The 13,062-nt window shown below is 75.3% G+C and carries 9 protein-coding genes; 4 read left to right on the top strand and 5 right to left on the bottom strand.

Features of this window, described 5'->3' with window-relative positions; genetic code table 11:
* Positions 1-948: hypothetical protein (locus ACFC1F_RS32725; protein ID WP_376163797.1), on the top strand; the 948-nt coding region annotated here is incomplete at its 5' end.
* Positions 949-1,143: 195 nt separating this feature from the next.
* Here the strand turns inward: ACFC1F_RS32725 and der are convergent.
* The 4 genes from der to ACFC1F_RS32705 form a co-directional block, all read right to left on the bottom strand.
* Positions 1,144-2,598, bottom strand: a complete 1,455-nt coding sequence (gene der, locus ACFC1F_RS32720; RefSeq protein ID WP_376163795.1) for a ribosome biogenesis GTPase Der — start codon at positions 2,596-2,598, stop codon at positions 1,144-1,146.
* Positions 2,599-2,767: 169 nt separating this feature from the next.
* On the bottom strand, positions 2,768-3,481 hold the full coding sequence (cmk, locus tag ACFC1F_RS32715) for a (d)CMP kinase (protein ID WP_376163793.1): 714 nt from the start codon (positions 3,479-3,481) through the stop codon (positions 2,768-2,770).
* Positions 3,482-3,749: 268 nt separating this feature from the next.
* Complete coding sequence (locus ACFC1F_RS32710; protein ID WP_376163791.1) at positions 3,750-5,345, bottom strand: hypothetical protein; 1,596 nt, start codon at positions 5,343-5,345, stop codon at positions 3,750-3,752.
* A 169-nt stretch (positions 5,346-5,514) separates the two neighbouring features.
* Positions 5,515-6,600 carry a prephenate dehydrogenase gene (locus ACFC1F_RS32705; RefSeq protein WP_148642356.1) on the bottom strand — a complete coding sequence of 362 codons (1,086 nt, stop codon included), beginning with the start codon at positions 6,598-6,600 and terminating at the stop codon, positions 5,515-5,517.
* A gap of 351 nt (positions 6,601-6,951) precedes the next feature.
* Between ACFC1F_RS32705 and ACFC1F_RS32700 the strand changes: the two genes are divergently transcribed.
* From ACFC1F_RS32700 to ACFC1F_RS32690, 3 genes are all read left to right on the top strand, one after another.
* Positions 6,952-9,219: a DUF4139 domain-containing protein gene (locus tag ACFC1F_RS32700; RefSeq protein ID WP_376163789.1), complete on the top strand. Its 2,268-nt coding sequence runs from the start codon at positions 6,952-6,954 to the stop codon at positions 9,217-9,219.
* Between the two features lie 3 nt (positions 9,220-9,222).
* Positions 9,223-10,770 carry a mucoidy inhibitor MuiA family protein gene (locus tag ACFC1F_RS32695; protein ID WP_376163787.1) on the top strand — a complete coding sequence of 516 codons (1,548 nt, stop codon included), beginning with the start codon at positions 9,223-9,225 and terminating at the stop codon, positions 10,768-10,770.
* Positions 10,771-11,227: 457 nt separating this feature from the next.
* Entirely contained in the window at positions 11,228-11,590 is a 363-nt protein-coding gene (locus tag ACFC1F_RS32690) for a DUF952 domain-containing protein (RefSeq protein ID WP_209415264.1), read from the top strand.
* A gap of 116 nt (positions 11,591-11,706) precedes the next feature.
* On the opposite strand, the gene ACFC1F_RS32685 is transcribed toward ACFC1F_RS32690, so the two are convergent.
* On the bottom strand, positions 11,707-12,690 hold the full coding sequence (locus tag ACFC1F_RS32685; protein ID WP_376163785.1) for a helix-turn-helix domain-containing protein: 984 nt from the start codon (positions 12,688-12,690) through the stop codon (positions 11,707-11,709).
* Positions 12,691-13,062: the final 372 nt, after the last annotated feature.

Raw genomic sequence — 13,062 nt, 5'->3', positions numbered from 1 at the left:
CGTCGATCCACACCCCGGATCGACGAGACCGGCCGACGGCGGGGCCGCCTCACCCCGCATCCCCCGGCGGGTTCACTCGTTGGCCCCTACGTGTACAGCTACGACGTCTCCGCCTCCCACCGCCGGTCCACCACCGTCCCCCGTGCGATCCCGGGCATGCGCCCGTCGTACGACGCGGAGCACCCCCACTCGACGACGCCGATCTACGACGAGCTGTACTCCGAGTACCGGCGGCTGTTCCGGGCGCTGCCGGGCGACCGCTCCGGCGAGGAGAACCTGAGGTTCACCGGCTTCGCCGTTCGGGACAACGGCTACCCCTCGCTCGGCGAACCCCGGCCGTTCCCGCCGCAGCACCAGGCGTTCCAGACGTACGCGGGACAGGCCCTCGGCATCCCCCAGTTCATGCCGAACCAGCAGACCGGCCCGGGCCACACCGGCCACGGAACCCATGGCAGCCAGGGCACCCACAGCAGCCACAGCAGCCACAGCAGCCATGGTGTCCAGAGCACCCACGCCGGCCACGCCTCCCACAACAGCGCCTCGCACACGCCCGCCAACGACGCCGGCTCCGGTTCCGGTTCCGGCTCCGTCGGCGAGAGCGCCGGCCACGGCCACCTGGCCGGACCGTCCTCCCACTCCGGCCACCCCGCCCAGGCAGGCGACGCAACCTCCGGCGCCCTCGGAACCCCGGGCGGCCACGGTGCCCAGGGCGGCCAGGGCACCCGAAGCACCCAGGGTGGCCAACCGGCCCAGCCCGCCGCCCAGTTCACCAACGGCCAGGGCTGGGTGGCCGCCGGCTACCTCGGGCCGGTCCCGCACCCGATGCCCGCCACCGCCCCCGCCCCGGTGACGGGCACCGGCACCGGCCCCACCGCCGGCCCGGCCACCGGCGGCCGCCACCGCAACCTGCTCTCCCTCCCCCCGGGCCGCAGCAGCGACCAGCACTGAGCAACAGAGCCGCGGCACCCTCTGCCCGGCCCTGTGCCCTTGCCCTGTGGCCCTGCCCTGTGCCCGGCCCAGTGCACGGACCCCACCCGACAACACCCACCCACCAGCCCCGCACATGCGGAGAGGGCCCCGCCACCCGTGGTGGCAGGGCCCTCTCCGCGTCACGTGCGCGCCCGCACGTCCGACTGCTTGCCGTTACTTCCTCTTGCGCTTCTCCCGCACCCGCACCGAGATCGAGATCGGCGTGCCGACGAAGCCGAACTCCTCACGGAGCCGACGCTCGACGAAGCGGCGGTAGCCGGCCTCCAGGAAGCCCGAGGCGAACAGCACGAAACGCGGCGGCCGGGTGCCCGCCTGGGTGCCGAACAGGATGCGCGGCTGCTTGCCGCCGCGGATCGGGTGCGGGTGGGCGGCGACGAGCTCGCCGAGGAAGGCGTTCAGCCGGGCGGTCGGGATGCGGGTCTCCCAGCCGGCCAGTGCGGTCTCGATCGCCGGGACGAGCTTCTCCATGTGCCGGCCGGTGAGGGCCGACACGTTGACCCGCGGGGCCCACTGCACCTGGACGAGGTCGCGCTCGATCTCGCGCTCCAGGTAGTAGCGGCGCTCCTCGTCCAGCTGGTCCCACTTGTTGTAGGCGACCACGACGGCGCGGCCGGCCTCGACCGCCATCGAGATGATCCGGGTGTCCTGCTCGGCCAGGGTCTCGCTGGCGTCGATCAGGACGACCGCGACCTCGGCCTTCTCCAGCGCGGAGGAGGTGCGCAGCGAGGCGTAGAAGTCGGCGCCGGCGGTCAGGTGGACCCGGCGGCGGATACCGGCGGTGTCCACGAACTTCCAGGTCTTGCCGCCGAGTTCGATCATCTCGTCGACCGGGTCGCGGGTGGTGCCGGCCAGCTCGTTGACGACCACCCGCTCCTCGCCGGCGACCTTGTTGAGCAGGCTGGACTTGCCGACGTTCGGGCGGCCGATCAGCGCGACGCGGCGGGGGCCGCCGGGGGCGGCGTCGCCGAAGGTCTGCGGCGGGGCCTCGGGGAGGGCGGCCATCACGGCGTCGAGCAGGTCACCGGAGCCGCGGCCGTGCAGGGCCGAGACGGGGTACGGCTCGCCGAGGCCGAGGGACCAGAGGTAGGCGGCCTCGGCCTCGGTGGACGGGCCGTCGACCTTGTTGGCGCAGAGCACGGTCGGCTTGCCGGCCCGGCGGATGATCTTGATCAGGGCCTCGTCGGTGTCCGTGGCGCCCACCTTGGCGTCGACCACGAACAGCACCGCGTCGGCGGTCTCGATGCCCAGCTCGGCCTGGGCGGCCACCATGGCGTCGATGCCGAGGACGTCGATCTCCCAGCCGCCGGTGTCGACCACCTTGAAGCGGCGGCCGTTCCAGGCGGCCTCGTAGCTGACGCGGTCGCGGGTGACGCCCGGCTTGTCCTCGACGACGGCCTCACGGCGGCCGATGATGCGGTTGACCAGGGTGGACTTGCCGACGTTCGGGCGGCCGACGACGGCCAGCACCGGCAGCGGCGCGTGGCTGCCGTCGCCGAGGCCGTCGATGTCCTCGGGGTCGAACCCCTCCTCGGCGGCGAGCGCCATGAACTCGGCGTACTCGGAGGCGTCCAGCTCACCGTGTCCGGTGGCGGAGTGCTCTGCGGTCATGTTCGTGTTTTCCGTTTCCCGGCCCGGCCCTTCCCAGGGGCGCGCCGTGCGTACCTGCCCCACCGGGGCAGCGCGAGTGGTTCCGGGATGCCGCCACGGCACCCGGTTCGTTCGGTGGTCAAGCAACGATCGGGCCGGGTGGGCCCGATCGGACAACGACGGCGGCCGGTCAGACCGCCGAGAGCTCCGCCCGCTCCTCCACCAGCGCGGTGATCGTGCCGATCACCTGCTCCAGGGTGAGCTCGCTGGTGTCGACCAGCACCGCGTCCGCGGCCTGGGTGAGCGGGGCGGTCTTGCGCGAGGAGTCGGCCGCGTCCCGGCGGGCCAGATCGGCGGCCATCGCGGTGATGGTCGCCTCGTCGACCCCCTTGGCACGCAGCTCGGCCGCCCGGCGCTCGGCGCGGGCCGCTTCGGAGGCGGTCAGGAAGATCTTGACGGTGGCGTCCGGGAACACCACGCTGCCCATGTCCCGGCCCTCGGCGACGATGCCGCGCTCGGCGACCTCGGCGCAGCCGCGCTGCAACTCCACCAGTCGGGAGCGCACCGCGGGCACCGCGGAGACGGCGCTGACCTGCGCGGTCACCTCGGGACCGCGGATCGGACCGGACACGTCCTGTCCGTCGACGGTGATGGTCGGGCCGTCCGCGTCGGTGCCGGAGACGATCACCGGCTTGCCGCAGGCCACGGCCACGGCCTCGGGGTCGTCGACGTCGACGTCGTTGGCCAGCATCCACCAGGTCATCGCCCGGTACATCGCACCGGTGTCCAGGAAGCTGAGCCCGAGCCGGGCGGCGACCGCACGGGAGACGGTCGACTTGCCGGAGCCGGAGGGTCCGTCGATGGCGACGACGACCGGGGCGTACGCTCGGTCGGCAGTGTCCACGGGGCGAACCTCTCTCTGAATCCTGGGCCCGGCACCTGCGCGGTGTGAATCGGCGCAGCGCGAAAACCGGGGAATGTCTCCCTCAAGGTTAATGGACCGCCGCCAGACCCCGACCCGCCCGCCCTCCGGGGCCGCTCCGACCCCGGCCCGCCTGCCTTCCGGGACCGCTCAGGACCCCGACCCGCCCGCCTTCCGGGGCCGCTCCGACCCCGACCCGCCCACCCTCCGGGACCGCTCAGACCCCGGAGGACGGCCCTGGCCCGCTTCCTCACCCGGTGCGGATCGCCGCCAGCGCCCCGGCCGCCGCGGCCGTCAGCAGCTCGTCCTGCCGCGGGGTCAGCGGTGTCCCGCCCAGCTGCCGCCGGTGGCCGCTCAGGTACGCCTCCAGCACGGGGGCCGCCGCCGCGGCCGGGCCGCCGATCCCGGTGAGGTACCTCAGTACGGCCGGCAGCTCGTCCGTCGGCCGCGCCGAGGCCAGCTCACCGGCGAGGACCTCGACGGCCGGGCCGGGCTCACCGGTCAACCGCCACCACGCGTGCGCGGCCTCCACGCGGGTCCAGTCCCCGGGGTGGTCGAGCAGCGCGCGGACGGCCTCGGCGTGCCGGCTCGCCAGCGGGCCGAGGTCGGCCAGGTAGCGCAGGTGCGGGCGCCCGGGGCCCGCCTCGACGGCCTCCCCGAGCACCCGCAGTGCGAGCCGATGCTCCCCGGTGATCCGCCAGTGCGCCCACGCGGCGGTCTGCGCGCCGTGCCAGGGCAGGGCGCGCGGGTCGCGGGGGCCGGGGGTCACCGCGGGCACTCCGACGCCTTCGGCCAGCTCGCGCAGGCGCGGGGCGGCCCGGTCCGCGGCCGGACCGACCGCGCCGAGCGCGGCGGCGGCCCGCCTGGCCTCGGCGCTGTCCAGGGCGCCGGTCAGCTCCGGTACGGCCGGGGCCGCGGCGGGCCCCCAGCCGGCCAGCGCCTCCAGGGCGGCCGCCGACACAACGGCGTTCTGCAGGGAGGCGGCGGCCCGGACCACCGGCAGCAGGGTGGCGGCCTCGGCCCCGTACGTGCCGAGCAGCCGACCGAGCGCCACGTTGCAGAGGGCCGTGCGGAAGCGTTCACGGAGGAAGTCCGGTACCCGCCGGTCCCCGAGGTGGGCCAGTGCCAGAGCCTCCCGCCCGCCCTCGTACGGCAGGGAACCGGGCCGCATGCTCACGGCCAGCCGGTCGGCGTACGGGGCCGCGGCCGAGCCCGCCTCCGTGATCAGCCGCAGCGCGCGCTCGCGCACCTGCCAGGAGGGGTGGTCGAGACAGTTGGCGACCAGCGCGTACAGCTCCGCGAGCGGGGCCCGGCGGTCGACCACCGCGCGTTCTGCGATGTCCAGGCTCCACGGGCCGTGGGCACCCGCCGCGGCTCCCGGCAACGCGTCGATCAGGGCGAGGCGCTCAACAGAGTCACCGGCGAGCGCCTCGCCGATCAGCCCGTCGAACCGTGGCGCGCCGAGCTCCGGTCCACCGAGCCGTGGCGCGCCGAGCGCCCGCAGCAACGGCGGGACGAGCCCTCGCACCTTCCGGTCCGCGTCTCCGGCCAGTCGGGCGACCTCGGGCACCACCGGTGCCAGAAGGGCCCGGCCGCCCCGGTCCCAGATCGGCCACCAGTAGGCCGCCGGCCGCTCGGCAAGCTCGGCGAGCAGGCGCAGCGCGTCCCGGCGGGACCGGCCGCTCGGCGCCCGCAGCATCCGGATCAGTACCGGCAGGGCCTCCGGCACCAGGGCGCCGCCCCGCGCCGGATCCCTCAGCTCGGTGCGGAGCCGGGCCCCCGCACGCCGCAGCGCCCATGCGTCCTCCTGCGTCGACGCCGCCACCACTGCATCGCCCGTCCCCATACCGCTCCCCCGTCTGTCACCCGGCCCAGCCCGGCCCAGCCCGGCCCGGCCCGGCACAGTCCGCCGCAGCCCGCGGCCGCGCCGGCCCAACCCGCCTCCACCGAGACGAGACCGGTTCAGTCGAACAGGAGGTCCACCGGAGCCGCCGCGCTCCCCGGTACCGGCCGGCTCAGTCCCGGACGCTCCACCCGCTCGCCCGCAGCGCCGCCGTCAGCGGCTTCACCGCCGCCGGGGCGACCGACAGCTGGACGAAGCCGACCTGCTGGCCGGTCGAGTGCTCGATGTCGACGTCCTCGATGTTGACGCCCGCCGCACCGACCTCCCCGAAGAGGCGGCCCAGCTCGCCCGGCTGGTCACCGAGCACCACGGCCACCGTCTCGTACCGGGTGGGCGGCGCGCCGTGCTTGCCGGGGATGCGGGCCTGGCCGGTGTTGCCGCGGCGCATCACGGCCTCGATCCCGGCCGCGCCGGCCTGGCGTTCGCCCTCCTCGGCGGCCTGGAGCGCGCGCAGTGCGGTGACGGTGTCGCCCAGGTCGGCGGCGACCTCCTCCAGGATGTCGGCGACCGCACCGGCGTTGGCGGAGAGGATGTCCACCCACATGCCGGGGTTGGAGGCCGCGATCCGGGTGACGTCCCGGACACCCTGGCCGGAGAGCCTTATGGCCGTCTCGTCGGCGTTCTCCAGACGGGCGGCGACCAGCGAGGAGACCAGTTGCGGGGCGTGCGAGACCAGCGCGACGGCGCGGTCGTGCGCGGCGGCGTCCATCACGATCGGCATCGCACCGCAGAGGGCGACGAGCTCCAGAACGGCGTTGAGCGTCTCGGTGTCGGTGTCGGCGGTGGGGGTGAGCACCCAGGGCCGGCCCTCGAACAGGTCCGCACGGGCGGCCAGCGGGCCCGAACGCTCGCGCCCGGCCATCGGGTGGCTGCCGATGTAGTGCACGGTGTCGCAGCCCAGTGCGGCCACCTCGGCGCGCGGGCCGTCCTTCACGCTGGCGACGTCGGTGTACCAGCGGGCCAGGCCGCGCCGCTGGCAGTCGGAGAGCACCTTGCCGACGAGCGCGGGCGGTACGGCGATGATCGCCAGGTCCACCGGTCCGTCGGCGGGTTCGGTGGTGCCGGCGCCGAGCGAGGCGGCGGTGCGGGCCGCGTCCGGGTCGCTGTCCTCCAGATGGACGGTCAGCCCGCGACCCGTCAGGGCGAGCGCGGCGGACGTGCCGATGAGTCCGGTACCGACGACGACGGCAGTGCGCATGGCGGGTTGGCTCTCCTCACGGGGCTGGCCTGGACGTGCCCGCCCATCCTCTCGCATCCCCACCACCCCCGTGGCCACCGCCGACACCTCCCGCCCGCCGACCGCAACCGCGCCGCCTCCGTACCCGTCCCCTCTCACACACCACGGACGCGGACGCGGACGCGGACACGGGCACCGCCGCGGACGCGGGCACAGGCACAGGCCCGGACGCGGTCACAGGAACAGCAACAGACACGGGCCCGGACGCACGGGCGAAATCCACGGACGCCCACGCCGAAGCGAGGCAGACTGACCGCGCGGGGGCGGCAGCGCGCGAATCGGCGCGAGCGGCGCGAACGAAGGGGTAGCCGGGTGAACGATCAGCACAGCGCAGGCGGCAGGGAACGCTCCGACGGGCCGGCGGTACCGGCCCACCCGTCGGTGCTCGACTCCGTCGTGGTCTACGCCTCCGGGGCGGTCTGCCGCCGCCGGGCCCGGGTGGCCCTGCCACCGGGCGGGCGACTCCGGCTGACCGGGCTGCCGCAGGTACTCGACGGACGGTCGTTGCGGGCCCGGGTGCTCGACGGCCCGCCCGGCACCGCGGTCACCGAGGCCCGGCTCGAACCGGTCGCCGAACTCCGCACCCCCGCCGAACTACCCGAGCTGCGAGCGCAGTTGGACGAGGCCAGAGAGCACGAGTGTGCCGTCCGGGAGCGGCACCGGCTGGTCCTCACCGCCATCGCCGAGACCACCGCTCTGCGCGCCGTACCACCGCAGCGCCGGCGCGACGAACCTCTGCGCCGGACGCCGGCCGACGCCTGGCTCGAGCTGGCCGAGTTCGTGGACGAGCGCCTCGCCCGGCTCCACGGGCGGGCCGGGGAGCTGACCCGGGAGCTCGAACTCGCCGAGCACGAGACCGAGGTGCTCACCGACCGGCTGGAACGCTCGTCCACCGCCGGGCCGGTCCACCCCGTGGAGACCTCCGCGACCGTCCTGCTCACCCTCACCCCGCCCCACCTCGCCACCGACCCCAGCCCCGACCCCGGCCCGGACCCCAGCGCCGACCCCGACGCCCCCACCTCCCCTGACGCCACCGACGCCAACGCCACCGAGCTCGACATCGAGCTCGAATACGGTGTCCCCGCCGCCCGCTGGGTGCCCGCCTACCGCCTGTCGTACCGGCAGGGCTCGGACACCGGGCAGCTGGTGCTGCGCGCCTCCGTCGCCCAGAGGACCGGCGAGGACTGGACCGGTGTCCGCCTCGCGCTCTCCAGCGCCGACCTGGACCGGCGTACCGACCTGCCGCGGCTGCGCTCGCTGAGGATCGGCCGCAGCCAGCCGGCCCCGCCGCCCTCGGGCTGGCGCGAGCCCCCGGCGGGCCTCACGGACCTCTTCGCCGGCTACGACGCGGCCGGTCCCCGCCCGGAGCCGCGCCGGCCGGTCCCGCTCCCGGTCGCGGTCGGCGCCGCCCCCGCCGCACCCCTGATGTCCCTCGCCGGCGGCACCCGCGCGGCCGACGAGGCCCCGGACTTCCTCGGCTACGGCGCCCCGCCACCACAGCCCGGTGGCCCGATGCCGGCCCCGCCGATGCCCGCCCCGCCGGGCGCCCCGGCACCCGCCCCGGCCGCGGCACCGGCACCGGCCGCCCGCCGGGCCCGCGCCTCGCGCTCCGCCGCCGCGTCCGCCCGGGGCGCCCAGGCCGGCTACGCCGAGGCCATGGCCGGCGCGGGGACAGGCGCACGGGCCGGAGGAGGAGGCGCAGGAGGTCTCACGGCGGACACGGGCGGGGAGCACCCGTTCGCTCCCCCGGCCCCCGACGCCGCGCTCCTCGACTACCCCGCGCTCGTCCTGGCCGGTCCGGAGGCGCCCGCCGCCCGCCGCGGCACCCTCGGCCCGCCCTCCGCCGGCCGGGCCGGTGAAGCCCCGTCCCCGGCGGCGAGCGCCGCCCGGGCCCTGATCGCCCTTCCGCTCCCCCGCCACGCCGTGCCGCCGCGCGTCTCGGCCGGCTCCTTCGACCACCGCTTCGACGCCGCCGCCCCCGTCGACATCCCCTCCGACGGCACCTGGCACACCGTCACGGTCGGCGAGATCCCGCTCTCCGCCCGCTCCGAGTACGTCACCGTCCCCTCCGTCGAGGAGAAGGTCTACGGCACGCTGGTGCTCGACAACCGGACGGCGCAGGCCGTCCTCGCCGGCCCGGTCGAGGTCACCGTCGACGACGAGTTCCTGCTCACCGCCGCGCTGCCCACGCTCGCGCCGGGCGGCACCCAACGGCTCGGCACCGGCGTCACCGAGGGCATCGAGGTCGCGCGCCGCACCGAGCTGCACGGGTCCACGGCGGGCATGCTGAACAACAGCACCGTGCTCGACCACCGGGTGCACGTGGAGCTGGTGAACCGGCTCGGGCGGGCCGCCACCGTGGAGGTCCGCGAACGCGTGCCGGTCACCTCGGAGGCCGACATCCGGATCGAGGAGCGGGCCGCCTGGCACGCGCCCACCGTCCCGTCCCCGGAGTGCCCGCCCAGCACCCGGCTCTGGCGGGTCGACCTGCCACCGGGCGGCCGGGCCGAACTCGACGGCGGCTACCAGATCAGAATCCCGGCCGGAAAGGCCATCGTCGGCGGAAACCGGAGGAACTGAACGATGAGCAGCGAGACCATCCCCCTCCCGGTCACCGCCGTCACCTGCCTGGAGGACCGCAGCCAGGTCGAGCGCACCGTCACCGTCCACCTCGCCGCTGGCGTCCAGCGCCTGCGGCTCGGCCCGATCACCGCGCTCGCCGTCGACCGCACCCTGCGCGCCGAGACGGGGGATCCCGCCGCCCGTGTCCTGGACGCCCGCATCGTGCGCGTCTGGACCCCGCGCGCCCCGCTGGCCCCCGGCCCGGACGACTCCGCGCTGCGCCACCGTGTCCACGAACTCGACGAACGGGCCCGCCGCGAGGACCAGCTGCACGACCGCCTCCAGGCCCGCCTCGCCCTGCTCGCCCAGCTCTCCGCCGACCTGCTGCGCGAGGTCGGCGAGGGCGCCGGCATCGGCGAGGTCGAACGGGCCCGCTGGACGCGCGAGCTCGACCGGGTGGACGCCGAACGCGAGCGCTACGGCGAGGAGCTGCGGGCCGTCCGCTCCCGGCTGCGCGACCTGGAGGAGCAGCGCTCCCGGGCCAGGAACGCACTCGACCAGGCCGAGGAGGAGCCCGCCGAACTGGTCGCCCACCTCGACCTGACCGTCGAGGCGGCCACCGCCGGACCGGTCGTGCTGACCGTCGGTCACCTGGTGCCGTGTGCGGTCTGGCGGCCGTCCTACCGGGCGACCCTGGCCGACGGCTCGCTGCGCCTGGAGTCCGAGGCGGTGGTCTGGCAACGCACCGGCGAGGACTGGACGGGCGCCCGGCTCACCCTCTCGACCGCCCGCTCCGCGCTGGCCACCGCCCCGCCCTCGCTCACCGAGGACGTGCTGACGCTGCGCGAGCGCAGCGCCGAGGAGCGCCGCACGGTCGAGGTCGAGCTGCGCGAGGAGGCGATCAGCACGCTCGGCCCGTCCGAGGCGGTGCCGGGGGTGGACGACGGCGGCGAGGTCCGGGTGCTGCGCGCCCCCGCCCCGGCGACCGTGCCCTCGGACGGCCGGGCGCACCGGGTGCCGCTGGGCTCCTTCACCGTCCCGGCCGGCAGCGAGTACGCGTGCGCGCCGGAGCTGTCCCCGCTGGTCACCCAGGTCGTCCGGTTCCGCAACGCGGCCGGGCACGCGCTGCTCGCCGGCCCCGTCGAGCTGGTCCGCGGCAGCGGCTTCACCGGCCGCGGCGAGCTGCCGTTCACGGCGGCGGGCGCCGACGCCGAGCTGGCGTTCGGCAGCTCGGACGGGTACCGGGTGGTGCGCGAGACCGAGGAGCGCCAGGCCACCGCCGGCCTCACCCAGCGCTCGGTGACCACCCGGACGGTGCGCCTGCACCTCTCACGCTTCTCCGGCCCCGAGGAGCACGACGAGCAGCTGGTCACGGTCCGTGAACGGGTTCCGGTCTCCGAGGTGTCGGCGGTGGAGGTACGACTGCGCAAGGAAGACTGCTCCCCCGCCCCGGACGCCTTCGACTCCGAGGGCATCGTCCGCTGGAACCTGCTGCTCGGCCCGGGCGCCCGCCGGACGGTGACGCTGGTGTACGAGGTCTCCGCCTCCGCGAAGGTGGCCGGCCTGTGACCACGTCCGGGCCCTGCCAGGGGCCGGCCCACGACATCGGCCGGCCCCTGGCGCGGCCCGCGACCCGCCGTCGTGACGTCGGCTCAGGTAGAACAGGAACTTGACCTGCTCCCCTGCGCCCGCGTGCCGGGGATTCCAACCCTCACGGGCCGGGCCTTCGCCTCACGGCCGCCCGCCGGCCCGGGACCACCAGCGAAGGGACGGTGCGCCACCCGTCGGACCCGAAGCAGCACCACGGGCCCGACATCCCGCCTGACACTCCGCCCGACATCCCACCCGAGATCCCACCTGGCAGCCCGCCTGACAGCCCGCCGCCCCGGCGGCATTCCCCCGCCCCGCAACATTCCCCGACCTGCAACGTTCCCTGACCTGCAACGCCGACGGCCCGTTCTCCCCCGTACAGGGGATGCCCAGACCCCTGCCCCGGCCCGAGCCGGGGGTATCCACGGAGTACCACATGATCCTGCACCTCGCCCCCCTCGACGACTGGCTGGCCGACCCCGGCCGGCCGTACGCCACCGCCTCACTGCTCACCGACGGGTTCATCCACTGCTCGGCGGACGAGCAGACGGCGCTCGCGGTGGCCAACGCCTTCTTCGCCGACGCCCGCGAGCCGCTGATGGTGCTGCTGATCGAGGAGTCGCTGGTGGAGCCGATGGTCAAGTGGGAGGCCCCGCACGGCGCACCACCGCCCGGGGCCACGCCCGGGGTGCTGTTCCCGCACATCTACGGCCGGCTGAACCGGACCGCCGTGGTCGGCCTGGAGAAGGTCGAACGCGGACCGGACGGACGTTGGGCGAGCCTCTCCCCCTGGAGCTGACCGGCGCCCGGTCACAGCCGGCCCCGGTCAGAGCCCGCCCCGGTCACGGCCGGCCCCGGCACGACGAGCTCCGGTCACGGCCGGCCCGGCAACGCCCGCCCCGGTCACGGCCCCGGTCAGAGCCAGCCCCGCTCCCGGGCCGCCATCCCCGCCTGGAACCGGGTGGTGGCGCCCAGCTCGCGCATCAGGCTCTGCAGCCGGCGCTGGGTGGTCCGGGCGCTCCAGCCGAGCGAGCGGGCGATCGACTCGTCGGTGAGGCCGGCCGCCAGCAGGCCCAGCAGCTTGCGGTGGTCGGCCTCCGGCTCCAGCGTCCCCTCCGCTGCGCCGATGGCGGCCTGGAGCTGGACGGCGCGCTCCCACTCGGCCTCGAACAGCGTGTCCAACGCCTGGAGCAGGGCGGACGGGTGGATCACGTAGGCGGCGTCGAGCACGCTGTCACCGACGCTGATCGGGATGATCGCCATCCGGTCGTCCGACATGATCATCTTCATCGGCAGTACCGGCCGAACCCGCGCCTCCTCACCGTCCGCGACGCCGACCAGGATGTTCTTCTCCAGCCGGCCCGGCCAGGCCACCGCCTCCCGGTCGTAGATCGTCCGGAAGCGCAGCCCCTCGTTCATCCGCTGCCGCTGCAACGGGATGTTCGCCACCGGGTCCTGGATGTACGGGGGGCAGTCGAAACCGCGCACCTGGTACTGGCTGGTCTCGGTGATGTGCTCCAGCCGCTGGGCGATCGCCTCGCCGCCGGTGAGCACCTCGACCGAGTGCGCCGGGTCGGTGTAGCGCGAGGCCTCCCGAAAGGCGTCCATCAGGCGGTGCATCTCGGCCCGGGCGTGCCGCAGTTCGGACTCCCGGTGGCCTATCAGCGTGCCTATCGCGACATCGGGGGCGACCGGCAGGAACCGGTGCCGGTCGACAGGTGCCCGGGTCGCCATGCCCTGCTGCGCCAGCCGGTCCAGCGCACGCATGCTCTGTTGGAGGGTCAGTCCGCAGCCGACCGCGAGGTCCTCCGCCGTGGACTGAGGATTGGCCACCAGCGCCGCGTAGACCTGTCCGTCCGGCACGGCCAGTCCCAGTGCGCTGAGTGGTGCATCGGACACGACGCCGCTCCCCGTCTCGCCTCTCCCCCACGCCGAAGTGGCGCAGTCCCGCCACCCGGCGGGTCGTGGTCAGGTGGCAATCTTCGGCCACGGATCATGACGCTGACAAGGCGATGACCAGGCGATGCGTCCCGACTCACAGCAGAACCCGCCGAACGGCGTGAGGGCCTCCCCGCCAGTTGGCGGGGAGGCCCTCAGAACTCGATGTGCGGCTCGGCCGCGGCACCCGAATATGCAGACCGGTCTACAGATCCGCACCGGCCTTCGCAGACCGGCGCACCGGCCGATCTCCTCCGGTTTATACCGACCGGTCTACAGATCCACACCGATCTATACCGACCGGTCTACAGATCCGCGCCGGTCTCTACCGAC

The organism is Kitasatospora sp. NPDC056181, from assembly GCF_042266225.1.
Classification (GTDB): domain Bacteria; phylum Actinomycetota; class Actinomycetes; order Streptomycetales; family Streptomycetaceae; genus Kitasatospora.
This window is presented reverse-complemented; position numbering and strand designations above follow the sequence as displayed.